Origin of the sequence: Metapseudomonas phytobenefica (genome assembly GCF_043392685.1) — a bacterium.
Taxonomy (GTDB): domain Bacteria; phylum Pseudomonadota; class Gammaproteobacteria; order Pseudomonadales; family Pseudomonadaceae; genus Metapseudomonas.
In genome coordinates this window covers 1-23,004 of record NZ_JBHZGM010000002.1, presented here as the reverse complement: position 1 = coordinate 23,004, position 23,004 = coordinate 1, and the positions used below count along the sequence as shown (strand labels likewise).

The following is a 23,004-nucleotide window of genomic DNA, read 5'->3' as shown; positions in this document are numbered from 1 at the left end:
GCCTTGTCCGGTGGTTCGGCGGGATCAGGCCTGGGCCTTTTCCTGCTTCGCCTTGAGCTTCTTCAACTCTTCGTCACGCAGTTCGCGGCGCAGGATCTTGCCGACGTTGGTGGTCGGCAGCGCATCGCGGAACTCGATGGCGCGCGGCACCTTGTAGCCGGTGACGTTGCTGCGCATGTGCTCCATCACCTGTTCCTTGGTCAGGCTGACACCCGGCTTGGCGACCACGAACATCTTGATCGCCTCGCCGGACTTCTCGTCCGGCACGCCGATGGCGGCGCACTGCAACACGCCCGGCAGGGTCGCCAGCACGTCTTCCAGTTCGTTCGGGTACACGTTGAAGCCCGACACCAGGATCATGTCCTTCTTGCGGTCGACGATGCGCATGTAGCCGTCGTCCTGGATCACCGCAACGTCGCCGGTCTTCAGCCAGCCGTCGGCGTCGAGGATTTCGTCGGTGGCGTCCTGGCGCTGCCAGTAGCCCTTCATCACCTGCGGGCCCTTCACGCACAGTTCGCCGGGCACGCCCAGGCCGACGTCCCTGCCCTCTTCGTCCACCACCTTGCACTGGGTCGAGGGGACCGGGATGCCGATGGTGCCGACCTGGATGCTCTGGAAGGGGTTCACCGATACCACCGGGCTGGTCTCGGTCATGCCGTAGCCCTCGCTGATGGCGCAGCCGGTGACCTGCTTCCAGCGCTCGGCGGTGGCCAGCTGCAAGGCCATGCCGCCGGACAGGGTCAGCTTCAGGGCGGAGAAGTCCAGCTTGCGGAAGTCCTCGTTGTTGCACAGGGCGACGAAGAGGGTGTTCAGGCCGACGAAGCCCGTGAACCGGTACTTCGACAGTTCCTTGACCATGGCCGGCAGGTCGCGCGGGTTGGAAATGAGGATGTTGTGGTTGCCGGTCAGCATCATCGCCATGCAATGGAAGGTGAAGGCGTAGATGTGATAGAGCGGCAGCGGGGTGATGAGGATCTCGCAACCGTCGTTCAGGTTGGCGCCCATCAGCGCCTTGCACTGCAGCATGTTGGCGATCAGGTTGCGGTGGGTCAGCATCGCGCCCTTGGCCACGCCTGTGGTGCCGCCGGTGTACTGCAGCACGGCGATGTCGCCGCTCTGCGGGCTGACCTCGCGGACGGCACGGCCGCGGCCCCTGGCCAGGGCATCGTTGAGCTTGACCGCCTGGGGCAGGCTGAACGGCGGCACCATCTTCTTCACGTGCTTGATCACGGCATTGACCAAGAGGCGCTTGAAGGTCGGCAGCAGGTCGCCGACTTCGGTGACGATGACGTGCTTCACGCCGGTCCGGGGCAGCACTTCCTCGGCCAGGTGGGCCATGTTGGCCAGGCAGACCAGCGCCTTGGCGCCGGCGTCGTTGAACTGGTGTTCCATTTCCCGCGCGGTGTACAGCGGGTTGGTGTTGACCACGATCAGGCCGGCGCGCATGGCGCCGAAGACCACCACCGGGTACTGCAGGATGTTCGGCAGCTGCACGGCGATGCGGTCGCCAGGCACAAGGTCGGTGTGGTTCTGCAGGTAGGCGGCGAAGGCGCCGGAAAGTTCGTAGAGCTCGCCGTAGGTGAGGGTCTTGCCCAGGTTGCTGAATGCGGGCTTGTCGGCAAAGCGTTGGCAGGACTCCTTCAATACCGCCTGGACGTTGGGGTATTGGTCGGCGTTGATCTCGGCAGGAACGCCTGCCGGATATTTGTCCTTCCAGAAGTTTTCGGTCATGGAGGCCCACTCCTAAGCAACAGCTGATTTCACTGTCCTCCGAGGGACAGTTGTTTGTTGTGTTTTGTGCGATTGTGCGCCCGAACGGGCAAAAAAACGCGCCGAGAGTAGCAGCTTTAAAAGAGTCTCACCAGCACCAGACCAGCCCTGACCAGTAAAAATAATGACCAGAACACTAGCGATTGGTCACTTTTCGAGTTGGAACTCTAAAATACTGACAAACGGCGTAGACCGGGGCTTTCACGGGTGCCGAGGGTGATGCGGGGAGGGGTTTTGAGTCGCGGAGGGGAAAGCGCGAGGGCAGGACGGCGGACCGCCCTGCCCTGTCCGCTCAGGCGATGTCGCGCAACTCGCGACGCAGGATCTTGCCCACCGGGGTCATCGGCAGGGCGTCCTTCAGAACGATGTGCTTGGGCACCTTGTAGCCGGTGAAGTTTTCCTTGCAGTAGGCCTTCAGCTCCTCGACGCTGACGCCGCCTTCGCGCGGCACCACGAAGAGCTTCACCGCCTCGCCGGATTTCTCGTCCGGCACGCCGACGGCCGCGCAGTTGGCGACCTTCGGGTGGGCCATGACCACGTCTTCGATCTCGTTCGGGTAGACGTTGAAGCCGGAAACGATGATCAGGTCCTTCTTGCGGTCGACGATGCGCACGTAGCCGTCGGGGTCGATCACGGCGATGTCGCCGGTCTTCAGCCAGCCTTCGGCATCCAGGACTTCGGCCGTCGCCTCTGGACGATTCCAGTAGCCCTTCATGACCTGTGGCCCCTTGATGCACAGCTCGCCGCGTTCCCCCAGGGGCAGCTCGTTGCCGGCGTCGTCGATGGTCTTGAAGGCGGTGCCCGGTACCGGGATGCCCACGGTGCCCAGGCGCGCCTGGCTGCCGTAGGGGTTGGTGCTGGCCACGGGCGAGGTTTCGGTCAGGCCGTAGCCTTCCACCACCGCGCAGCCGGTGAGGGCTTGCCAGCGCTCGGCGGTGGCCTTGACCAGCGCGGTGCCGCCGGAGTTGGTGACCTTGAGGTTGGAGAAGTCGAGGTTCTTGAACTCGGGGTGGTCCATCAGCGCCACGAACAGGGTGTTCAGGCCCAGCAGCGCGGAGAAGCGCCACTTCTTCAGTTCCTTGATGAAGCCGCCGATGTCGCGGGGGTTGGTGATGAGGATGTTGTGGTTGCCGTTGACCATCATGCACATGCAGTTCGCGGTGAAGGCATAGATGTGGTACAGCGGCAGCGGCGCGATCATGATCTCCTGGCCCTGCTTCATCAGCGGCGCGCCATCCGGGCCGAGCTGCGACAGGCAGGCGTCCACCTGCTGCATGTTGGCCACCAGGTTGCCGTGGGTCAGCATCGCGCCCTTGGCCACTCCCGTGGTGCCACCGGTGTACTGCAGCACGGCGATGTCCTCCAGGCCGACCCGCACCGGTTTCAGCGCATGGCCCTGGCCCTGCTTCAACACCTCCTTGAAGTGGACCGCCTGGGGCAGGTGGTAGTCCGGGACCATCTTCTTCACCGTCTTCACTACGGTATTCACCAGCCAGCCCTTCAGGCTCGGCAGCAGGTCCCCCATGCGCGCCTCGATCAGGTACTCGATCCCGGTTTCGGGCAGCACCTCTTCGACCAGGCTGCCGAACAGGTTGATGTAGACCAGCGCGCGCACCCCGGCGTCCTTGAACTGGTGACGCATCTCGCGGGCGGTGTACAGCGGGTTGGTGTTGACCACGATGAGCCCGGCGCGCAGGGCGCCGAACACGGCGATGGGGTATTGCAGGACGTTGGGCATCTGCACGGCGATGCGGTCGCCGGGCGCCAGATCGGTGTGCTTCTGCAGGTAGGCGGCGAAGGCGGCGGACAGGCGATCCAGCTCGGCATAGGTCAGGGTCACGCCCAGGTTGCTGAAGGCGGGGCGGTCGGCGAATTTCTTGCAGGATCGCTCGAACACTTCGATCACTGACTTGTAGGCGGCCAGATCGATTTGGTTGGGCACGCCGGCCGGGCGTTTGTCGCTCCAGAAATCAGGTTGCATTGTTCTTATCCTCATAGCCCTGAAATTGTCTGGCCCGCGCTGCGGGACTGCCCGGAACTTAGCAGCTCCGTGGCACAGCGCAAATATGCCAGCGGGTGTCATTGACCGCGTGAATCTCGCCGATAGTCCAGCTAGATTCGCGTAGCATCAGAACAAGAACACGACATCCGGATCATCTATCACCCATGCGCCTCCCCCTGCCCCTGTGGGCACTGCTGTCCTGCCTGCTCCTCAGCTGTGGCGTGCGCGCCGACCTGCGCCTGGCCACCCTGGAGTATCCGCCCTATTGCTCGCAGGCCCTGCCGCAAGGCGGCAGCATCGTCGAACTCACCACCCGCGCCTTCGCCACCCAGGGCTACAAGGTCCAGGTGGATTTCATGCCCTGGGCGCGGGTGCGCGCCGCCCTGCACAGCGGCCACTACCAGGGCGCCCTGGCCCTCTGGCCGCGGGAAGTGGTGGAGGAAAATCTCCGTGCCTCACGCCCGCTGTTCTATAGCGAATTGGGATTCTTCGTGCGCAAGGCCACGCCGATCGCTTTCACCGACCTGACCGAACTCAAGGGGCGCAAGGTGGGCGTGGTCAGGGGCTATGGCTATCCGGCCCGTGTGCTGCGCTCGGGCTTCGCCGCCGAAGAGGCGGTGGACGACATCTCCAACCTGCGTAAGCTGTATGCCCGGCGTTTCGACCTGGTGCTGCTGGAGCGCGCGGTGGGCCAGTACCTGATCGCCACGGACGAGCAGCTGCGCGGCAAGCTCCAATGGCAGCCGCCGGCCCTGGAGCGCCTGCCCCTGTTGGTGGGCTTCACCGCACCGCGCCCCGGACAACCGGACTGGGCGCAGATCTATGAGCGCGGCCTTCGCGATCTGTTGGCCAGCGGCGAGTACCGGCGCATCCTCGAACGCCATAACGTCGCGCCCGACTGAGCAGGCTTTGCGCCACCCCCGCGCCCGTGCACAATGCGCCGACTCCCCGGCAAAAGGATCGGCCATGCGCCACGATGCCTTCTGGCTCGAAGCCAGCGACGCAGTGCCCTTGTACGTCAACCACTGGTCCGGCGAAGCCCCGCCGAGGGCGGTGGTCATGCTCTCCCACGGCATGGCCGAGCATGGCGGCCGCTATGCGCGGCTGGGCGAGGCGCTGGTGGCCGCCGGCTTCGAGCTCTACGCACTGGACCAGCGCGGCCACGGCCGCAGCGCCGAGCATGGCATCCTCGGCCTGTACGCCGCGGAGGACGGCTGGAACAAGGTCATCGGCGACCTGGCCAGCCTCAACCATCACATCCGCCAGCAGCACCCGCATGCCCCCATCTTCCTGCTGGGCCACAGCATGGGCAGCTACATCAGCCAGGCCTACCTGATGCAGCACAGCTGCAGCCTGCAGGGCGCCATCCTGTCCGGCTCCAACTACCAGCCCGTGGCGCTGTACAAGCTGGCCGCACTGGTGGCCCGCTTCGAGCTCTGGCGCCAGGGCAAGGAAGGCCGCAGCGCGCTGATCGAGTTCCTCTCGTTCGGCTCCTTCAACAAGGCCTTCAAGCCCAACCGCACGGCCTTCGACTGGCTGAGCCGCGACCCGGCGGAAGTGGACAAGTACCTGAACGACCCGCTGTGCGGCTTCCGCTGCACCAACCAATTGTGGCTCGACCTGCTCGGCGGGCTTCAGAACATCACCCCGCCCAGGCACCTGGCGCAGATCGACCCCGACCTGCCGCTGCTGGTGATCGGCGGCGAGCGCGACCCGGTCAGCGAAGGCCGGCGCCTGCAGGATCTGGCCCAGGCATTGCGCCGGGCCGGCATCAGGGACGTGCGACTGAACATCTACCCCGACGCCCGCCACGAACTGCTCAACGAGAGCAACCGCGACGAGGTGACCAAAGACCTGATCGACTGGCTGGAACAGGCCCTTGCCCACAGCCGGCACCATCCAACGCAAGCCAAGGAGACCGCATGAGCCAGGTAACCAACTTCACTTACGACGCCCTGGAAGTCGGCCAGAAAGCCACCTTCTCCACCGCCGTCGAAGAGCGTCACATCCAGCTGTTCGCCGCCGTCTCCGGCGACCGCAACCCGGTGCATCTGGATGCTGAATATGCCGCGACCACCATGTTCAAGGAACGCATCGCCCATGGCATGTTCACCGGCGCCCTGATCAGCGCCGCCATCGCCTGCGAAATGCCCGGCCCGGGCAGCATCTACCTCGGCCAGCAGCTCAAGTTCACCCGTCCGGTGAAGCTGGGCGACACCCTGACCGTGGAGCTGGAAATCCTCGAGAAGCTGCCGAAGAACCGCGTGCGCATCGCCACCCGTGTGTTCAACCAGAACTCGGAGCAGGTGGTGGACGGCGAAGCCGAAGTGCTGGCGCCCAAGCAGCAGCTCTCCGTGGAACTGCCGGAACTGCCGCCGATCACCATTGGCTGATACGCAAAAGCCCGGAGCGAATCCGGGCTTTTTTGTGGGTGACTGTTTTTCCTGCGAATTCATTCGCTAAATGGGTGAGCACCGAGCTGGCCCGACACTGCCCTCTCCCCCAGCCCCTCTTCCAAAGGGTGAGCGGTGAATCACGCCGGGCACGTCGTGTTCCGGATAGCAGCCTCGTAGGTTGGGTAGAGGAACGAAACCCAACAGGCTTTGCACGTTCCCTGTGGGAGCGAACCAATTCCGCGAATCCCCCCTACTCCTCCACCGTCACGCTGGCCGTCATGCCGGCGCTGAGCTGGACATCCTCCGGCACCTTGTCCAGCTTGATCCGCACCGGAATCCGCTGGGCCAGGCGCACCCAATTGAAGGTCGGCTCGACATTGGCCAGCAACTGGGTATCCGGAATCGCGTTGCGGTCGGTGATGCCGCGACTGATGCTTTCCACCGTGCCGGCGAGCGGTTCGCCCGCGCCCATCAGCCAGACCTTCACCGGCGCGCCGACCTTGATGCGCGGCAGCTTGGTTTCCTCGAAATAGGCCTGGACGTAGAAGGAGCCGTCGTCCACCAACGCCATCACCGGCTGGCCGGCGCCGACGTAGTTGCCCTGGGCCAGGCGCAGGTTGGTGACCTGGCCATTGCGGGGCGCGCGCAGTTCGCTGCGGGCCAGGTTCAGCTCGGCCACCTTCACTTCCGCCTGGGCTTCGCGAAATTCGGCGCGGGCCACCTCGGCGGTGATCTGGGCGTTCTCGCGCAGTTCCGCACTGATGGCCTGGGGCCCCAGGTGCGCGCGGCGCGACGCTTCGTGTTCACGCAGGCGCAACTGGTGCAGGCGCGTGTCGGCCACCGCGCGGGCCTTCTCCAGAGCCGCCTGGTAGCGCTCGCGATCAATGCTCAGCAACAGGTCGCCGGCCTTCACCTGCTGGTTGTCGCGGACCTTGAGCTGCATGACCCAGCCGGACACGTCCGGCGATATCACCACCACATCGGCGCGCACCCGCGCATCACGGGTCCAGGGGGCCAGCATGTAGTGCTGCCAGAGACCATAGCCGGCCACCAGGGCCACCACCACCAGGCTGAGGGTGACCAGCACACGCAACATCGAACGCATCTTTCTCTCCTTCACCAGTGCCCGGCCAGCGCCACCAGCGCGGCCAGTACACAGACATACAGGGCACAATCGAACAGCGCCTCGTGCCAGATCCAGCGCGTCAGCCCGACTCGCGCCAGGCCAAGGCGCAGCACGCCGGTCACCAGCAGTGCCAGCAGCGCATAAAGCAGAAAGGGGCTGAGCAACACGCCGCCCAGGGACCATTCACGCAAGCCCATGGCTCGCCTCCTGTCGTTCACACCATTGCCGCCAGCTCTGCTGCAACTGCAACAGCGCCGCCTGGGCCAGGCGGCGGTCGATGCTGCGCCCCGCACCACGCAGGGCCTCCAGCAATTCGCCGACGGGTTCGTCGAGGGCCTGGGCGCGACCGGGCGCCGGCCCCTGCATCAGGACGCGCTCCAGGTTGCGCAGGAAACGGTCCTCGGAGACGCCCAGTGAGCGGTCCGCCGCTGCCAGGCAACGGCGCAGGTGCAGCAGTTCGTCGCCCAGGTCCAGGCTGGCGATGCCGTCGTCCCAGCGGCTGCGGCTCTGTTCCGGCAACACCGGATACAGCCGCGCCAGTTGCAGCAGGCGATCGGCCATGCGGCCGCCGAACCAGTTCTCCGCACCGGCCAGCCGCACGCCAGTGAGGCGCGCCAGGTCGGCAAGCGATGCCTTGAGCAGGCGCCGGCCGTGCCACGCCGGATTGCGCAGGGGAATCAGGCGGAAGGTGAATACCGCGAAGCCAACCCCCAGCAGCATCGAGATGGCCTCGTTGAAGAACAGCCCGACATCGAAACGCATCAGGTTCTGCGGTGCGCAGAGCACGATGAAATGCAGGCAGAACGAGGTGGCCGTCGCCCCCAGGGCCGGCTTGGCCATGCCCAGAGCGCCGATGAACAGCGGCACCCCGAGGGCCATGCAGAGCATCGGGAAACCACTGAGCTGGGGCAGGAACACCTGGCCAACGATGAAGGCCACCGGCAGCGCATAAAGGATGCCGCGCAGGAACATCATGCCGATCTTCTCGGCATTCTCGCGACTGGCGAACATGCCGCAGATCACGCAGGTCAGGGTCAGCGCACCGACAGCGGAGGTCCAGGCGGTGGCCAGCCAGAAGGCCGACAGGCCGAGAAAGGCCAGTGCGCTGCGCAGGCCGTAGATGGCGGCGGTCTGCAGGTCACGGTGGGTAGACAGCGGCGGTGGCGCATCCGCCGGGGCCTGCCCCTGTTCCACCGCGTGCATCGCGGCCACGGCAGCAGAGGCCTGGTGCATCACCATCGCCATGCGGCCCAGGCAGTACTGCTGGACGGTGGACAGCGCCTCGTCTTCGGAAGCCGCCAGCAAGCGGTCGCGCAGATCGTCCAGGCGAGCCACGTCGGGCTCGGCCAGGGCCAGTTCCACTTCCTCCAGCCAGGGCCTCAATCGCCCGGTCTCGCCCTCCCCCAACTGGCGCCACTGGCGCGCCACGCCACGGGCCAGGCGCAACAGGCTGAGCAGATCGCGGCTGAGCACCTGCAACGCCGCCGCGCGCTGGCGGCCAGTGTTGCCTTCGAACCAGGCGTGCTCGCGCTGGGCGTCCACGGCGACTATGCGCCCAAGCACGCCGAGCAGGCCCTGACGCTCCTGGCGCTCCCCTTTCAGCGCGGAGAGCGACGCCTGGATGCCGCATTGCCAGGCATCCCGCGCCTGGCGGGCCAGCTGGCGTTCCACCCGCTGCGGCCAGAGCAGCGCGCTGGTGAAGGTGGCGCAGATGATACCGAGGCAGATTTCCGTGGAGCGCGCCACCGCCTGGTCGAACACCGTCAGCGGATGGGCGATGGCCGGCAGGCCGATGATGGCGACCGTGTAGCCGGCCAGCACGAAGGCATAGGACCAGGCGCTGCGCATCATGGTGGACGCGGCGGTGCAGAGGCCCAGCCAGGTGGCCAGCGCCAGCAGGAACAGCCAGGGCGTCTGGGCGAAGAGGCCGACGATGGCCACCGACATGACCGTCCCCACCAGGGTGCCGAACAGCCGCGCCAGCCCCTTCTGCACCACCATGCCGGACAGCGGCTGGGCCACGATGAATGCCGTCATCAGTGCCCATTGAGGTTGCTGGAGGTCGAAGCGGAACGCGCACCAGAGCGCGAGGGCGCCGCCCAGCAGGGTCTTGATCGCGAACTGCAGCGCCGGGATATCGGGCGCCACGAAAGCACGCAGGGTATCGCGCACAGGCAAGGTCCAGGCAGAGTGAGTGTGGATTTGAAGATAGCCCGCCGGAGTCGGCAGGCCATACATAAGGCTTATTATTAGCTCGCTAACATTATTCCGTCCAGAGGCAGCTTTTGCGTTCGTCGGCTTCCGGTTGTTAATTAATTAAATGGATATTTAAATAAATCATCCCCAGCTGTCCGGAGATAGTTACCGTGACCCGCCCCCGCTCCCCAGGCCGCCCCACGGGCGAGTCCCAGCTCCAGCGCGAACGCCTGCTGGACGCCGCCACCGACGCCTTCGCCCGCATCGGCATCCACGCCGCCAGCCTGCGCGGCATCGCCCAGCAGGCCGGTGTGACCCCAGCCCTGGTCAACTACTACTTCGGCAACAAGGAACGCCTGGTGGATGCGCTGGTGGAAGAGCGCCTGCTCCCGCTGTTCCAGGGCATGGCCGAGCGCCTGCAACAGGTCGGCGACGATCCGCTGGAACTGGTCGGCGCTTTCGTCCGCGGCCTGAGTGCCAACCTCAGCCGCAATCCCTGGCTGCCGCCGCTGTGGGTGCGTGAAGTGCTCTGCGAAGGCGGCGCCCTGCGCGACATGCTCACCAACCGCTTCGCGCCGATGGTACCGGTGCTGCTGGCCGAGCGCTTCGCCAGGGCCCAGGCCGGCGGCCGCCTGAATCCCGATATCGACCCACGCCTGCTGGTGGTCTCGCTGGTGGGAATGGTGATGCTGCCCTACGCCGCCGGCCCGATCTGGCGTGGCATCTTCACCAGCCCGGAGCTGGGCGACGAAGCCATGGTGAAACACATTCTGGCGCTGCTCGAACGGGGCCTGGAGGTGAAGCCATGAAACATCTGCTCCCCTGCCTGCTGGCCTGCACCCTGCTCGCCGGCTGCGAAGACCCCGCCCGGCAGGCGCTGCTCGGCACCCTGGAATGGGACCGCATCGGCCTGCCCGCCGAAGCCTCGGAAACCATCCTCGCCTGGCATGTGGCCGAAGGCGACCTGGTGGAGGAAGGCCAGCTGTTGCTGGAACTGGACCCGCGCCGCCTCGACGCCCGCGTCACGGAAGCCGAAGGCGATGTCGGCCAGGCCCGGGCGCGGCTCGACGAACTCAGCAACGGCGCCCGCAGCGAGACAGTCGATGCCGCCCGCGCCATCCTCAAGCGCAACCGCGCGGAGCTGACCGACGCCGAACGCAACTTCCAGCGCATCGCGGCCCTCTACCAGCGCCGCCAGGTGGCCATCGCCGAACTGGACCGCGCCCGCGCCACCCGCGACCAGGCCAGCGCCGCGGTGAACAACGCCGATGCCCAGTTGCGCGAACTCACCAACGGCACCCGCCCGGAGCAGATCGAGCAGGCCACCGCGCTGCTCCAAGCCGCCCAAGGCCGCCTGGCGCAGTTGAAGGTCACCCGCGAACACCTCAGTCTGCGCGCGCCCCGCGCCGGCCGGGTCGACGCCCTGCCCTTCAAGCCCGGCGACCAGCCGCCGCTGAATGCCGAGCTGGTCAGCCTGCTGGTGGGCGATGCGCCTTACGCGCGGGTTTACGTGCCGGCCTCCGTGCGGCCGAACATCGCCATCGGCGATGCCCTCAAGGTGAAAGTGGAAGGTGTGGAAGAGCCCTTCGACGCGACCGTGCGCAGCATCGCCAGCGAGTCCAGCTTCACCCCCTATTTCGCCCTGACCGGCGAAGACGCCAGCCGCCTGGTGTATCGCGCCGAGCTGGTGCTCAAGGGCGAGGCGGCGCGCAAGCTGCCCGCCGGCCTGCCAGTGCAGGCGGAGCGAGTGAGCCATGAACAGCAATGAGGCGGTGATCCGGGCAAGCGGCCTGACCAAGCGTTTCGGCCAGCTCACCGCAGTCGACGGGCTGAACCTGCACGTCAACCGTGCCGAGGTATTCGGCTTCCTCGGCCCCAATGGCTGCGGCAAGTCCACCACCATCCGCATGCTCTGCGGCCTGCTGCTGCCCAGTGCCGGCGAGATCGAAGTGCTCGGCTGCCGCATCCCCCAGGACGCCGAAGCGCTGAAACGGCGCATCGGCTACATGACCCAGAAGTTCTCCCTCTACGAAGACCTCACGGTGGGCGAGAACCTGGAATTCCTCGCCACCGTCCAGGGCCTGGACCGCCGCCAGGCGCGCCAGCGCATCGACGAACTGCTGGAACGCTACTGGCTGGCGGACCGCCGCAAGCAGCTCGCCGGCACCATGAGCGGCGGCCAGAAGCAGCGCCTGGCGCTGGCCGGCGCGGTGCTGCACAAACCCGATCTGCTCCTGCTCGACGAACCCACCAGCGCCGTGGACCCGCAGTCGCGCCGGGAATTCTGGGATTCGCTGTTCGAACTGGCCGAAGCCGGCACCACCCTGCTGGTGTCCACCCACTACATGGACGAAGCCGAGCGCTGCACCCGCCTCGGCATCCTCGACGCCGGCCGCTTGGTGGCCGACGGCAGCCCCGCCGAACTGATGGCCGCCCTGCCCGGCCGCCCGCTGCTGGTCGAGTGCGCCCAGCCGCGCCAGGCCCAGCGCGCCCTGCAAGGTGCCGGGGAAGTTATCGCCATGGCGCAGATCGGCGCCACGTTGCGGGTGCTCAGCGCCGTCGACGACGCCCGCGAGCGCATCGCCCGGCAACTGGCCGAACAAGGCATCGAAGCCGAGGTGAAACCCACCGACGCCAACCTCGAAGACGTTTTCGTCGCCGTCACCCACCGCCCGCTGAAGCAGGTCGGAGCCTCGTCATGAACCTGCGCCGCCTGGGGGCCATCGTCCTCAAGGAACTCCGCCAGCTGCGCCGCGACCGCCTGACCTTCGCCATGATCGTCGGCATCCCGATCATGCAACTGGTGCTCTTCGGCTACGCCATCAACATGGACGTGCGCGGCCTGCACGCCGCCGTGCTGGACCAGGCCAATACCGCCCGCTCCCGCGAAGTGGTGGCGGAGTTCGGCGCCAGCCAGGTGCTGGACTACCGCTACCGGCTGGCCACCCCGCAGCAACTGGACAAGCTGCTGCGCGAAGGCAGCATCAGCGCCGCCCTGGTGGTGCCGCCGGACTTCGAGGCGCGCCTGCAACACAAGGACCGCCCGCCCCTGCAACTGGTGGTGGATGGCTCCGATCAGGTGGTGCAAGCCTCGGCCCGGCAGCTGGCAGCCTATCCCCTGCCCGGCTGGCCCAACCTGACCGGCGTGCAGGTGGTGAATTTCTACAACCCGGAACGCCTGGCGCCGCTGAACACGGTGCCGGGGCTGATCGGCGTGATCCTGACCATGACCATGGTGCTGTTCACCGCCATCGCCCTGGTGCGCGAACGCGAGCGCGGCAACATGGAACTCCTGATCACCACGCCGGTTTCCCCCTGGGAACTGACCCTGGGCAAGGTGCTGCCCTTCGTCGGCATCGGCCTGGTGCAGGTGACGGTGATCCTGCTGGTGGGGCTGTGGCTGTTCGAGGTACCGGTGCGCGGTTCGCTGCTGGAACTCTACGGCGCGTCGCTGGTGTTCATCTTCGCCAGCCTGACCCTGGGCGTGTTCATCTCCACCCTCGCGCGCAGTCAGTTCCAGGCCATGCAGATGGCCTTCTTCACCTTCCTGCCACAGATACTCCTGTCGGGCTTCATGTTCCCCTTCGCCGGCATGCCCGTGGCGGCACAGTGGATCGCCGAAACTCTGCCGCTGACCCACTTCCTGCGCCTGACCCGCGGCATCATGCTGCGCGGCGCGGGCCTGGCCGACCTCTGGCTGGAACTGGTGGTGCTGGCGGTGTTCACCCTGGTGATGCTCAGCGTGGCAGTGATGCGGGTGCACAAGCGGCTGGATTGAAGCCGAAAGCCCCGCACCAGGCGGGGCTCGTTCGTACTAGTAGCCGCCGCCTCCGCCGCCGCCCATGGGCTCGCTCTGTTGCGAGCCACCGCTACCACCGCTGCCGCCATCGCAAGACGAACCGCTGATCGCGATGAACAACGCCACCATTACCAAGGGGATCAAGCGCTTGAGCATCTGAGTTCTCCCGTGAGGTGAGCCCCCATCTTTCAGTCAAGCGCGCGGCACAAGGCGTCGCAAGCACAGGCGGCAAGCGGTATGGAGCGACGGGGAGTGGTGAAGATGCAGGAAAAATGGCGTCCCAGAGTGGGTTCGAACCACCAACCTTCCCCTTAGGAGGGGGATGCTCTATCCAATTGAGCTACTGGGACGCGGAGGGCTCGCCGGAGATGGCGAGGTCCGGAGGACGGCCGGCATGTTAGCGACGTCCGCGCGATTTGTCATGCCTCGCGGGACAGTTATCCCGCGAGGCACTCCCGTCAGCGTCCGAAGCGCTCTTCGGCCAGGCGGTCCGCCACGGCGGTAGTGGTGCGACCTTCGCTGTCGGCGCGGACGAAGATTTCCCGCAGGGTCTCGCCGATGCCTTCCACGTGCTTGCGCAGTTCGGACTCGCTGCCGCCGCTGCGCTCGTACCAGACGTCGATGATACCGCCGGCGTTGATGGCGTAGTCCGGTGCATAGAGGGTACCGCGACGACGCAGTTCCTCGGCCAGGCCGGCGTCGGCCAGCTGGTTGTTGGCGGCGCCGGCGATGATGGGCGCACGCAGGGCTTCCAGCGTCTGCGGGTTGATGATGCCACCCATGGCGCAGGGCGCGAAAACGTCCACGTCCAGGCCGTAGATCTCGTTCTGCCCCACGACCTGGGCGCCCAGTTGCTCGGCGGCGCGGCGGGCGTTGGCTTCGTGGATATCGCAGACCCACAGCTGCGCGCCGGCTTCCTTGAGGTACTGCGCCAGGCTGAAGCCCACCTGGCCGACGCCCTGGATGGCCACGCGCAGGCCGCTCAGGTCGTCACGGCCGAGGCGATGCTTGGCTGCCACGCGGATGCCGACGAAGGTGCCGTAGGCGGTGGACGGCGACGGGTTGCCGTCTCGCACGCCGCCGCCCAGGGCTTCGCGGGTACCGGCGCCAGCCACATGGCGGCTTCGCTCGGCCATGATGCGCATCTCGGTGACGCCGGTGCCGGAGTCGGCGGCGGTGATGTAGCGGCCACCCAGGCTGTCGACGAAGTCGCCCATGGCCTGGAACAGTGCCTCGCTCTTGTCGCGATGCGGGTCGCCGATGATCACTGCCTTACCGCCGCCCAGCGGCAGGTTGGCCAGGGCGGATTTGTAGGTCATGCCACGGGACAGGCGCAGCACGTCGCGCAGGGCCTGCTCGTCATTCAGGTAGGGCCACATGCGGCAGCCGCCCAGGGCCGGGCCGAGGTTGCTGTTGTGGATGGCGATAATGGCCTTGAGGCCAGTGGCCTTGTCGTGGCCGAAGACCACTTGCTCGTGATGATCGAACTCGACATGGGTGAAGACGGACATGGACGTTCCTCTGATTCGGTGATGGCGTGTTTCAAGTCGAAGAGCGCCCTCCTCCGGCCCCTCTCCCGCAAGCGCGAGAGGGGCGAGGTCTGAGGGCGTGATTGTGTTCAGGCAGCCGGGTCGAACAGGTTCAGGACCTTGATTTCGCCGCCGGTGAGGCGGTTACGCAGCTGCTTCTCCTGCTCGCGGACCTTGGCCAGGGCGCGCTCCTTCACCGGGCCGTAGCCACGGATCTGCTCTGGCAGTTCGGCCAGGGCGACGGCAGTGGCGTAGTTGCTCGGCTTCAGTTCCTTGATGAGCAGGTCGACCGTGGCTTCGTACTCGGCGATCAGTTCGCGTTCGAGCTTGCGCTCTTCGCTATGGCCGAAGGGGTCGAAGGCGGTGCCACGCAGGAACTTGAAGCGCGCCAGCACGCCGAAGGCCTTGAGCATCCAGGGTCCGAAGCGGCGCTTGCGCGGTTCGCCGGTGACCGGGTCGGGCTTGGCCAGCCAGGACGGCGCCAGGTAGAACTCCAGGTGGTAATCACCCTCGAACTGGGCTTCGAGCTGCTTGCGGAAAGCGTCGTCGCTGTAGAGGCGCGCCACTTCATACTCGTCCTTGTAGGCCAGCAGCTTGGCGTAGTAGCGGGCAACGGCGCGGCTCAGCGCCTTGTCTTCACCGCTGTCGACCTGGCGCACGCGCTCCACCAGGGCACGGTAGCGCTCGGCGTAGTCGGCGCTCTGGTAGGTACGCAGGTGATCGGCGCGGTGCTGGACGATCTCTTCCAGGGTTTCGCAGCGCGGCGCTTCGATCTCGGCCGGGCGGGCGAGTTTCTCCACCGCCGGCAGGTCGTGGGCGGCGCGGCGGCCCCAGAGGAACGCCTGCTGGTTGAGGGTGACGGCCACGCCGTTGAGTTCGATGGCCTTGTCGATGGCGGCGGCGGAGATGGGCACCAGGCCCTTCTGGTAGGCGTAGCCGAGCATGAACAGGTTGGTGGCGATGCTGTCGCCCAGCAGGCGGGTGGCCAGGCGGGTGGCGTCGACGAAGTGGGTCTTGGCCTCGCCCACCGCTTCCACCAGGGCTTCACGCATGGCGGCGCCGGGCACTTGGGCGTCGGGGTTGCGGGTGAACTCGGCGGTGGCGGCCTCATGGCTGTTGACCACGGCGTGGGCGATGTGGTCGTTGAGCTTGGCCAAGGCTTCCTCGCTGGCGGCCACTACCAGGTCGCAACCCAGCAACAGGTCGGTTTCGCCGGCGGCGATGCGCACGGCGTAGATGTCGTCCTGTTTGGCGGCGATACGGATGTGGGTGATCACCGGGCCGAACTTTTGCGCCAGGCCGGCCTGGTCGAGCACGGTGCAGCCCTTGCCTTCGAGGTGGGCGGCCATGCCGAGCAACGCGCCGACGGTGGTCACGCCGCTGCCGCCTACGCCCGGCAGGAGGATGTTCCAGGGACGCTCCAGGCTCGGCTGGGAGGGTTCCGGCAAGGCCACGAAGAGCGCCTTGGCACCGGCGGCCTCGGGCTTGCGCAGGCTGCCTCCATGCACGGTGACGAAGCTCGGGCAGAAGCCTTCGACGCAGGAGAAGTCCTTGTTGCAGGCGTTCTGGTCGATCTGGCGCTTGCGCCCCAGCTCGGTTTCCAGCGGCAGCACGGACAGGCAGTTGGATTTGACGCTGCAGTCGCCGCAGCCTTCGCACACGGCCGGGTTGATGAACGCACGCTTGGCCGGGTCCACCAGCTTGCCGCGCTTGCGGCGGCGACGCTTTTCGGTGGCGCAGGTCTGGTCGTAGATCAGCACCGACACGCCCTTGAACTCGCGCAGTTCACGCTGCACGGCATCCAGTTCGCGGCGATGGTGGAAGGTGACGATGGGCGCGAAGGTATCGCGGGTCGGGTATTTCTCCGGCTCGTCAGTGACCAGGGCGATGCGTTTCACGCCTTCGGCGAAGACCTGATGACTGAGCTGGTCGACGCGCAGCTCACCGTCGATGGGCTGGCCGCCGGTCATGGCTACGGCGTCGTTGTAGAGGATCTTGTAAGTGATGTTGACCCCGGCGGCCACGGCGGCACGCAGGGCCAGCTGGCCGGAGTGGAAGTAGGTGCCGTCACCCAGGTTCTGGAAGATGTGCGGGGTATCGGTGAAGGGGGCCTGGCCGATCCAGGTGGCGCCCTCCCCGCCCATCTGGGTGTAGGTGTCGGTGTTGCGGTCCATCCACTGGGTCATGTAATGGCAGCCGATGCCGCCTTGGGCGCGGCTGCCCTCGGGCAGTTTGGTGGAGCTGTTGTGCGGGCAGCCGGAGCAGAAGTGCGGCGTGCGGGTAGTGGTGTGCTTGGGCGCGGCCAGGGCCTTTTCCTTGGCGGCGAGGAAGGCCAGGCGGGACTCGATCTGCTCGCTGGAGTAGATGGGCGCCAGGCGCTTGGCGATGACGCGGGCGATCATCGCCGGGGTCAGTTCGCTGAGGTTGGGCAGCAGCGACTCGCCGTTCTCGTCGAACTCGCCGACGACGCGCGGGCGCTTGTCCACGGGCCAGTTGTAGAGCTGGCCGGTGACCTGGTCCTCGATGATGCTGCGCTTCTCTTCCACCACCAGGATTTCATCCAGGCCTTCGGCGAATTCGTGGACGGAAACGGGCTCCAGCGGCCAGCTCATGCCGACCTTAAGCACCCGCAGGCCGACCTTGGCGCAGAGTTCCTCGTCCAGCCCCAGGTCGTTGAGGGCCTGGCGCACGTCGAGGTAGGACTTGCCGGTGGTGATAATGCCGAGGCGCGGGTTGGGCGAATCCAGCATCACCTGGTTGAGCTTGTTGGCGCGGGCGAAGGCACGGGCGGCGTAGATCTTGTACATGTTCAGGCGCTTTTCCTGCGCCAGGGGCGGGTCCGGCCAGCGGATGTGCACGCCGTCTTCAGGCAGGACGAAGTCGTCCGGGATCTTCACCTCGACCCGCAGCGGGTCCACTTCCACCACTGCCGAGGAATCGACGTTCTCGGCGATGGTCTTGAGCGCGACCCAGCAGCCGCTGTAGCGCGAAAGCTCCCAACCGATGATGCCGTAGTCGAGGATTTCCTGGACGTTGGCCGGGTTCAGCACCGGGATGGATGCGCCGATGAAGGCGTGCTCGCTCTGGTTGGCGATGCTGGAGGATTTGCAGCCGTGGTCGTCACCGGCCAGCAGCAGGACGCCGCCGTGGGGCGATACGCCGGCGGAGTTGCCGTGTTTGAAGACGTCGCCGCAGCGATCCACACCCGGGCCCTTGCCGTACCACATGGAGAACACGCCGTCGTAGCGGGCACCGGGGAACAGGCTGGTCTGCTGGCTGCCCCAACAGGCGGTGGCGGCCAGTTCTTCGTTGACGCCGGGCTGGAAGTGGACGTGGTTTTCCTTGAGGAAGGCCTTGGCTTCCCACAGGCTCTTGTCGAGGTTGCCGAGGGGCGAGCCGCGGTAGCCTGATATGAAGCACGCGGTGTTCAGACCATGGGCCTTGTCGCGCTGCTTCTGCAGCATCGGCAGGCGGGTGAGTGCCTGGGTGCCGGTGAGGTAGAGGTGACCGGTTTCGAGGCGGTATTTGTCATCCAGGCGGATCTCGGCCAGAGACATTCGGGCGCTCCTTTTATTTTTATGGCGACCTAGATGGCAACGGTGGATGCCATCTCTTGTTCAGCCCGACGCAGGATCGCTGCGCCGGACACATGCCAAGACTATGACCGGACGGTGCTGATTTTTTCTTTCTATTTTCGCCTTTCAACGCCAGACTTGTGCATGACCATTCCAACAAAAACAAGATTCCGGACTGATTCATGCAGAACCCGCTGAGCCCCATCGACCGCAAGATCCTGCGCCTGCTGCAACACGACGCCGACCTGTCCGCGGCCGAGGTGGCCGAGAAGGTGGAACTGTCCCAGTCACCCTGCTGGCGGCGCATTCACCGCATGCAGGAGGATGGACTGATCGAGCGCAAGGTCGCCCTGCTCAATCCCAGGCTGCTGGGTTTCTCGATCACGGTTTTCGTCAACATCAAGCTGTCCGCCCACGGTCGCAACAACCTCACGGAATTCGAGGAGGCGATCGTCGGCTATCCGGAAGTGCTGGAGTGCTACACCATGGCCGGCGGCTCGGATTACCTGCTGAAGGTGGTGGCCAAGGACATCGCCGGCTACGAGCGCTTCCTGCGGGACCAGTTGCTGCAGCGCCCCCACGTGCTGGAAGCGCACTCGAACATCGCCATGAGTGAGGTCAAGCGCACCACGGAGCTGCCGCTGGACTGAGAGTCAGGCCAAGTCAGGCCGAATCCGGCCACACATCTGGACGATGATCTTCCATGAGCTGCAGCAGGCGCTGGCAGGTCTCGGCGAGGGAGCCGGAGTTGTCCAGCAGGCAAAGGTCGGCGTTCTCGCCCGCCAGCAGGGTGTCGGCAAACCCGGCATTGCGCGCCAGGCGGGCTTCGATCTCTTCCGCCGACTCCCGGCCGCGGACATGCAGGCGCTTACGCAGAACGGCATCTTCCACTGTCAGCAGCACGGCCAGCAGGTGTGGATAACGTCGGCGCGCTTCCGGCAGGTAGCCACGGGAGCCGTTCACCAACACGTCGTCGCCCGCAGCGAGCCAGTCGTCGATCACTCGGGGGATGCCATAGGACAGTCCGTTGGCGTACCAGCTCATGGCGAAATCGCCACGGGCCTCGCGTTCGGCGAACGCTTCGGGAGTGACGGCTTCGGCCAGTTCGCCCTTGGCCTCGGCGGAACGGGTGATGACCCGGCGTGCAACACGGCAGCCCTGCCCGCCCAGGCCCTCTCGCACGGCATTCAGGAGGCTGTCCTTGCCGGAACCGGACGGGCCGATGAGATAGATGAGCCTGCCTGTCATGGATGCACCTGAAGGAAATGGGTTGCGAACGATGGTTACGACGGAGCGTTGTGGGGACTGGTTCAAAATTTTGAACCGCTTTTATGACAGCGCAAAGGATTCTTTTGCGAAGGGCGTGGTCAGACAACTGCGACTAACCTTGCACATGATGGCAACACAGCATCACGGCGCCTTCATTGCCCGGGTAGGCAGTGCTGCTCCGCAGCTGCCAGATCGTGATGAAGGAAGAGGCTAGAGCTATCCGAGGCCCATGCAGGAAATGTCTGAATATTGTTCAGCCACTCTCAATTCGGATAATTGGTGCTGGCCAAAAGCCTCTATAGCAATCACAATCCGACACCAAATTGACGTCAAGGAACCGTTCTACTGACCTCAGGGTCATACCGAATCGAATCGCGAAGCTGGTTGAACAATTGCTGCCGAGGACAGTCAAACCGGTGACAATCTTGCAGCTAATTGCCAGCATCGCTTTCCTGAACTAACCGGTTGAATGTATGCGCCCTATGAAACAGGCTATCTATTCCAGTCGTACGGCTGACAAATTCGTCGTTCGTCTCCCCGAGGGTATGCGCGAGCGCATTGCTGTCGTGGCTCGCAACCACCACCGCAGCATGAACTCCGAGATCATTGCCCGCCTCGAGCAGAGCATGCTCCAGGAAGGCGCCCTGGACGAAGGCGTTTCCATGCGCCTGGACAGCCCGGAGCTGAGCCTGCACGAACGCGAGCTGTTGCAGCGCTTCCGTCAGCTCTCCCGGCGCCAGCAGAACGCACTGGTTGCGCTGATCGCCCACGATGCGGAACTGGCTGCCGAGGAGTCGTAAGCTTGTCCCGCATCGATTGAAGAAGCCGGCAATTGCCGGTTTTTTCATGCCTCCGATTCAAGGTTCGGAGCCGCGGCTGCATGCTCTGCTGATGCAGAAACGAAGAAGCCGCCCTTGTGAGGCGGCTTCTTCATTTGTGTGCTGATCAGAGCAGGAACAGGGTGGCAAGCCCGAGGAAGATGAAGAAGCCACCACTGTCGGTCATGGCCGTGATCATCACGCTGGAGCCCATCGCCGGGTCGCGCCCCATGCGCGTCAGGGTCATGGGAATCAGCACCCCCATGAGCGCCGCTAGCAACAAGTTCAAGGTCATGGCGCCCGTCATTACCGCCCCCAGCGACCAACTGCCGTAGAGGTAGTAGGCCACCAGACCAATCACCCCACCCCAGACCAGGCCGTTGATGAGTGCCACGCCCAGCTCCTTGCGCAGGAGTCGCGAAGTATTGCCCGTACCGACCTGGTCGAGGGCCATGGCGCGCACGATCATGGTGATGGTCTGGTTGCCGGAATTGCCGCCGATACCGGCGACGATAGGCATCAGCGCGGCAAGGGCCACCAGCTTCTCGATGGAACCTTCGAACAGGCCGATGACCCGCGAAGCGATGAACGCGGTGATCAGATTGACCGCCAGCCAGGCCCAGCGGTTACCCACGGATTTCCAGACCGAGGCGAAGATGTCTTCTTCTTCGCGCAGACCAGCCATGTTGAGGACTTCGTTCTCGCTCTCCTCACGGATCAGGTCGACCATCTCGTCGATGGTCAGACGGCCAATCAGCTTGCCGTTCTTGTCCACCACCGGCGCCGAAACCAGGTCGTAACGCTCGAACGCCTGAGCGGCATCGTAGGCGTCCTCATCCGGATGGAAGCTCACCGGGTCGGTGGCCATCACTTCGGCCACTTCCTTCTCCGGGTCGTTCACCAGCAGACGCTTGATGGGCAGGACGCCCTTGAGGATGCCGTCGTAATCCACCACGAAGAGCTTGTCGGTGTGGCCGGGCAGTTCCTTGAGGCGACGCAGGTAGCGCAACACCACTTCCAGGGCCACGTCATCGCGGATGGTGACCATCTCGAAGTCCATCAGCGCGCCGACCTGGTCTTCCTCATAGGACAGCACCGAGCGAACACGCTCGCGCTGCTGCGCATCGAGGGATTCCATCAACTCGTGGATCACGTCCCGCGGCAACTCCGGCGCGAGATCGGCCAGCTCGTCGGCGTCCATCTCCTTGGCCGCGGCAAGCAGCTCGTGATCGTCCATGTCGGCGATCAGCGACTCCCGGACGGCGTCGGATACTTCGAGGAGAATGTCGCCGTCGCGCTCTGCCTTGACCAGCTGCCAGACCGTCAGGCGGTCATCCAGCGGCAGGGCTTCGAGGATGTGGGCAATGTCGGCAGGGTGCAACTCGTCCAGCTTGCGCTGAAGCTCGGCAAGGTTCTGCCGGTGGACGAGGTCTTCAACGAGGTCGCGATGCTGGCCTTCCTGACGGTGGGTCAGGTCTTCCACCAGCTTGTGGCGATGCAGCAGATCGATTACCTGGGCCAGGCGGTCCTGCAGGCTCTCTTGCGGCTTTTTGGCTTCTACTTCAGTCATATAGCGCGCTCCACCCCCAGCGGCGGGGCGCGCCGAAAGGGATCAGACAGTCATTTCGCGATTGTGCAATCGGGATTCTGAGTAACTACTGGGTAAGTCCATGATGGTTGTCCGAATGCCCCGGCGGGGCTGACCGCGCAATGATAACACCGCCATTCGACTCACGCGTTACAAAATCGTGGAAAGAACAATCGCTTGCATCGCATAGCTGGGATTGCCCTCACCTTGCTTTGCTGCGACGAAGGCAACCCTCTGTAGGACACGCCCTCACAAAGAAAATCACCGGATACGCTCGAGAGCCCATGCCAAGGAGAAGGCACCATGAAACGACTCTCGATCCTCGCACTCATTGCCCTGCCCTGCCTGCCGCAAACCCCACTGAATGCGGCGTCCGTCTTTCGCTGCAGCGATGCAGACGGCAACATCAGCTTCAACCAGCATGGCTGCCCGCCGGACAACCAGGTCGAGCATCAACGCACCAGGACGCCGAACCTGTTGAGCAGCGAGCCGATAGCGGAAGAAATCGGCGGCCGGTACTTTCCGAGCCATAACTGGGAAAGCCCTGAACGCGCCAGGGAAATAGTAGTTGTCGGTGAGCGAGAAGAAGTGTGCGGCAACCTGATTTCGCCGCAGGAACGGCGCAGGGCGATCATTCGCAAGCAGGTTCGCAAGGGCATGACCCGTGCCGACGTCGAAAGCGCGCTGGGCAGGCCCGACCGCATCAGCGCGACCAATGGCCAGGTCCGGTACCACTACAAGGCGAAGAAAGGAGCCGGCCAACTAGTGGCATTCGACGAGGACGGCTGTGTGAAAGGCGGGCGTTGAGCATCGAGTAGGAGGAGGCCTCGCGGCCTCCGTCCTCTCACACCACCGTACGTACGGTTCCGTATACGGCGGTTCAGGTCATACGGCTAAGCCGAGTGATCGTATCCAGTATCGACACCAGTCCAAGCG

General features: G+C 65.2%; 20 protein-coding genes and 1 tRNA gene. 10 read left to right on the top strand and 11 right to left on the bottom strand.

Annotated elements, in window-relative coordinates; all coding sequences use genetic code 11:
- Positions 1-24: 24 nt before the first annotated feature.
- Together fadD1 and fadD2 are read right to left on the bottom strand one after the other, a co-directional pair.
- Positions 25-1,731, bottom strand: coding sequence for a long-chain-fatty-acid--CoA ligase FadD1 (gene fadD1 / locus ACFW0B_RS02205; protein ID WP_449146320.1), 1,707 nt, complete (start codon positions 1,729-1,731; stop codon positions 25-27).
- Between the two features lie 331 nt (positions 1,732-2,062).
- Entirely contained in the window at positions 2,063-3,751 is a 1,689-nt protein-coding gene (gene fadD2, locus ACFW0B_RS02200; RefSeq protein ID WP_449146319.1) for a long-chain-fatty-acid--CoA ligase FadD2, read from the bottom strand.
- 185 nt (positions 3,752-3,936) lie between these two features.
- On the opposite strand from fadD2, the gene ACFW0B_RS02195 reads away from it, so the two are divergent.
- The 3 genes from ACFW0B_RS02195 to ACFW0B_RS02185 all read left to right on the top strand — a co-directional run bounded on the left by ACFW0B_RS02195 (position 3,937) and on the right by ACFW0B_RS02185 (position 6,165).
- A complete protein-coding gene (locus ACFW0B_RS02195) occupies positions 3,937-4,674 on the top strand; it encodes a substrate-binding periplasmic protein (RefSeq protein WP_449146318.1) in 738 nt (245 codons plus the stop codon).
- 64 nt (positions 4,675-4,738) lie between these two features.
- Complete coding sequence (locus ACFW0B_RS02190; protein WP_449146317.1) at positions 4,739-5,698, top strand: alpha/beta hydrolase; 960 nt, start codon at positions 4,739-4,741, stop codon at positions 5,696-5,698.
- On the top strand, positions 5,695-6,165 hold the full coding sequence (locus tag ACFW0B_RS02185) for a MaoC family dehydratase (protein WP_449146316.1): 471 nt from the start codon (positions 5,695-5,697) through the stop codon (positions 6,163-6,165). The genes ACFW0B_RS02190 and ACFW0B_RS02185 overlap by 4 nt, the downstream gene beginning before the upstream one ends.
- Positions 6,166-6,418: 253 nt before the next feature.
- On the opposite strand, the gene ACFW0B_RS02180 is transcribed toward ACFW0B_RS02185, so the two are convergent.
- The 3 genes from ACFW0B_RS02180 to ACFW0B_RS02170 are packed head-to-tail and all read right to left on the bottom strand — an operon-like array spanning position 6,419 to position 9,466.
- Positions 6,419-7,273 (bottom strand): efflux RND transporter periplasmic adaptor subunit, encoded by an 855-nt coding sequence (locus ACFW0B_RS02180; RefSeq protein ID WP_449146315.1) that lies wholly within the window; start codon positions 7,271-7,273, stop codon positions 6,419-6,421.
- An 11-nt stretch (positions 7,274-7,284) separates the two neighbouring features.
- Complete coding sequence (locus ACFW0B_RS02175; RefSeq protein ID WP_449146314.1) at positions 7,285-7,491, bottom strand: DUF1656 domain-containing protein; 207 nt, start codon at positions 7,489-7,491, stop codon at positions 7,285-7,287.
- Positions 7,478-9,466 (bottom strand): FUSC family protein, encoded by a 1,989-nt coding sequence (locus ACFW0B_RS02170; protein WP_449146313.1) that lies wholly within the window; start codon positions 9,464-9,466, stop codon positions 7,478-7,480. Before ACFW0B_RS02170 ends, ACFW0B_RS02175 begins: the two co-directional genes overlap by 14 nt.
- A gap of 194 nt (positions 9,467-9,660) precedes the next feature.
- Between ACFW0B_RS02170 and ACFW0B_RS02165 the strand changes: the two genes are divergently transcribed.
- The 4 genes from ACFW0B_RS02165 to ACFW0B_RS02150 are packed head-to-tail and all read left to right on the top strand — an operon-like array spanning position 9,661 to position 13,268.
- Positions 9,661-10,299, top strand: coding sequence for a TetR/AcrR family transcriptional regulator (locus ACFW0B_RS02165; RefSeq protein WP_449146312.1), 639 nt, complete (start codon positions 9,661-9,663; stop codon positions 10,297-10,299).
- A complete protein-coding gene (locus tag ACFW0B_RS02160) occupies positions 10,296-11,258 on the top strand; it encodes an HlyD family secretion protein (protein ID WP_449146311.1) in 963 nt (320 codons plus the stop codon). Before ACFW0B_RS02165 ends, ACFW0B_RS02160 begins: the two co-directional genes overlap by 4 nt.
- On the top strand, positions 11,245-12,192 hold the full coding sequence (locus tag ACFW0B_RS02155; protein WP_449146310.1) for an ABC transporter ATP-binding protein: 948 nt from the start codon (positions 11,245-11,247) through the stop codon (positions 12,190-12,192). The genes ACFW0B_RS02160 and ACFW0B_RS02155 overlap by 14 nt, the downstream gene beginning before the upstream one ends.
- Entirely contained in the window at positions 12,189-13,268 is a 1,080-nt protein-coding gene (locus tag ACFW0B_RS02150) for an ABC transporter permease (protein WP_449146309.1), read from the top strand. Before ACFW0B_RS02155 ends, ACFW0B_RS02150 begins: the two co-directional genes overlap by 4 nt.
- A 36-nt stretch (positions 13,269-13,304) precedes the next feature.
- On the opposite strand, the gene ACFW0B_RS02145 is transcribed toward ACFW0B_RS02150, so the two are convergent.
- The 4 genes from ACFW0B_RS02145 to ACFW0B_RS02130 all read right to left on the bottom strand — a co-directional run bounded on the left by ACFW0B_RS02145 (position 13,305) and on the right by ACFW0B_RS02130 (position 18,375).
- Positions 13,305-13,445, bottom strand: a complete 141-nt coding sequence (locus tag ACFW0B_RS02145) for a hypothetical protein (protein WP_449146308.1) — start codon at positions 13,443-13,445, stop codon at positions 13,305-13,307.
- A gap of 117 nt (positions 13,446-13,562) precedes the next feature.
- Positions 13,563-13,639, bottom strand: a tRNA-Arg gene (locus ACFW0B_RS02140).
- A 108-nt stretch (positions 13,640-13,747) separates the two neighbouring features.
- Positions 13,748-14,800 carry a Glu/Leu/Phe/Val dehydrogenase dimerization domain-containing protein gene (locus ACFW0B_RS02135; protein ID WP_449146307.1) on the bottom strand — a complete coding sequence of 351 codons (1,053 nt, stop codon included), beginning with the start codon at positions 14,798-14,800 and terminating at the stop codon, positions 13,748-13,750.
- A 107-nt stretch (positions 14,801-14,907) separates the two neighbouring features.
- Complete coding sequence (locus tag ACFW0B_RS02130) at positions 14,908-18,375, bottom strand: indolepyruvate ferredoxin oxidoreductase family protein (RefSeq protein WP_449146306.1); 3,468 nt, start codon at positions 18,373-18,375, stop codon at positions 14,908-14,910.
- A gap of 200 nt (positions 18,376-18,575) precedes the next feature.
- Here ACFW0B_RS02130 and ACFW0B_RS02125 point away from each other — a divergent pair, with 200 nt between their 5' ends.
- Positions 18,576-19,043 carry an Lrp/AsnC family transcriptional regulator gene (locus ACFW0B_RS02125; RefSeq protein ID WP_449146305.1) on the top strand — a complete coding sequence of 156 codons (468 nt, stop codon included), beginning with the start codon at positions 18,576-18,578 and terminating at the stop codon, positions 19,041-19,043.
- A gap of 13 nt (positions 19,044-19,056) precedes the next feature.
- Here ACFW0B_RS02125 and phnN read toward each other — a convergent pair whose 3' ends face one another.
- On the bottom strand, positions 19,057-19,641 hold the full coding sequence (gene phnN, locus ACFW0B_RS02120) for a phosphonate metabolism protein/1,5-bisphosphokinase (PRPP-forming) PhnN (RefSeq protein ID WP_449146304.1): 585 nt from the start codon (positions 19,639-19,641) through the stop codon (positions 19,057-19,059).
- A gap of 494 nt (positions 19,642-20,135) precedes the next feature.
- Here phnN and ACFW0B_RS02115 point away from each other — a divergent pair, with 494 nt between their 5' ends.
- Positions 20,136-20,462: an Arc family DNA-binding protein gene (locus ACFW0B_RS02115; protein ID WP_151135887.1), complete on the top strand. Its 327-nt coding sequence runs from the start codon at positions 20,136-20,138 to the stop codon at positions 20,460-20,462.
- A gap of 145 nt (positions 20,463-20,607) precedes the next feature.
- On the opposite strand, the gene mgtE is transcribed toward ACFW0B_RS02115, so the two are convergent.
- Entirely contained in the window at positions 20,608-22,050 is a 1,443-nt protein-coding gene (mgtE, locus tag ACFW0B_RS02110; protein ID WP_449146303.1) for a magnesium transporter, read from the bottom strand.
- Between the two features lie 321 nt (positions 22,051-22,371).
- Here mgtE and bamE point away from each other — a divergent pair, with 321 nt between their 5' ends.
- Positions 22,372-22,875, top strand: a complete 504-nt coding sequence (gene bamE / locus ACFW0B_RS02105) for an outer membrane protein assembly factor BamE domain-containing protein (protein ID WP_449146302.1) — start codon at positions 22,372-22,374, stop codon at positions 22,873-22,875.
- Positions 22,876-23,004: the final 129 nt, after the last annotated feature.

Coding starts and splice junctions, on each gene's coding strand:
- fadD1 (WP_449146320.1), bottom strand. CDS start 1,731: ATGACCGAAAACTTCTGGAAGGACAAATATCCGGCAGGCGTTCCTGCC.
- fadD2 (WP_449146319.1), bottom strand. CDS start 3,751: ATGCAACCTGATTTCTGGAGCGACAAACGCCCGGCCGGCGTGCCCAAC.
- ACFW0B_RS02195 (WP_449146318.1), top strand. CDS start 3,937: ATGCGCCTCCCCCTGCCCCTGTGGGCACTGCTGTCCTGCCTGCTCCTC.
- ACFW0B_RS02190 (WP_449146317.1), top strand. CDS start 4,739: ATGCGCCACGATGCCTTCTGGCTCGAAGCCAGCGACGCAGTGCCCTTG.
- ACFW0B_RS02185 (WP_449146316.1), top strand. CDS start 5,695: ATGAGCCAGGTAACCAACTTCACTTACGACGCCCTGGAAGTCGGCCAG.
- ACFW0B_RS02180 (WP_449146315.1), bottom strand. CDS start 7,273: ATGCGTTCGATGTTGCGTGTGCTGGTCACCCTCAGCCTGGTGGTGGTG.
- ACFW0B_RS02175 (WP_449146314.1), bottom strand. CDS start 7,491: ATGGGCTTGCGTGAATGGTCCCTGGGCGGCGTGTTGCTCAGCCCCTTT.
- ACFW0B_RS02160 (WP_449146311.1), top strand. CDS start 10,296: ATGAAACATCTGCTCCCCTGCCTGCTGGCCTGCACCCTGCTCGCCGGC.
- ACFW0B_RS02155 (WP_449146310.1), top strand. CDS start 11,245: ATGAACAGCAATGAGGCGGTGATCCGGGCAAGCGGCCTGACCAAGCGT.
- ACFW0B_RS02150 (WP_449146309.1), top strand. CDS start 12,189: ATGAACCTGCGCCGCCTGGGGGCCATCGTCCTCAAGGAACTCCGCCAG.
- ACFW0B_RS02145 (WP_449146308.1), bottom strand. CDS start 13,445: ATGCTCAAGCGCTTGATCCCCTTGGTAATGGTGGCGTTGTTCATCGCG.
- ACFW0B_RS02135 (WP_449146307.1), bottom strand. CDS start 14,800: ATGTCCGTCTTCACCCATGTCGAGTTCGATCATCACGAGCAAGTGGTC.
- ACFW0B_RS02130 (WP_449146306.1), bottom strand. CDS start 18,375: ATGTCTCTGGCCGAGATCCGCCTGGATGACAAATACCGCCTCGAAACC.
- ACFW0B_RS02125 (WP_449146305.1), top strand. CDS start 18,576: ATGCAGAACCCGCTGAGCCCCATCGACCGCAAGATCCTGCGCCTGCTG.
- phnN (WP_449146304.1), bottom strand. CDS start 19,641: ATGACAGGCAGGCTCATCTATCTCATCGGCCCGTCCGGTTCCGGCAAG.
- ACFW0B_RS02115 (WP_151135887.1), top strand. CDS start 20,136: ATGCGCCCTATGAAACAGGCTATCTATTCCAGTCGTACGGCTGACAAA.
- mgtE (WP_449146303.1), bottom strand. CDS start 22,050: ATGACTGAAGTAGAAGCCAAAAAGCCGCAAGAGAGCCTGCAGGACCGC.
- bamE (WP_449146302.1), top strand. CDS start 22,372: ATGAAACGACTCTCGATCCTCGCACTCATTGCCCTGCCCTGCCTGCCG.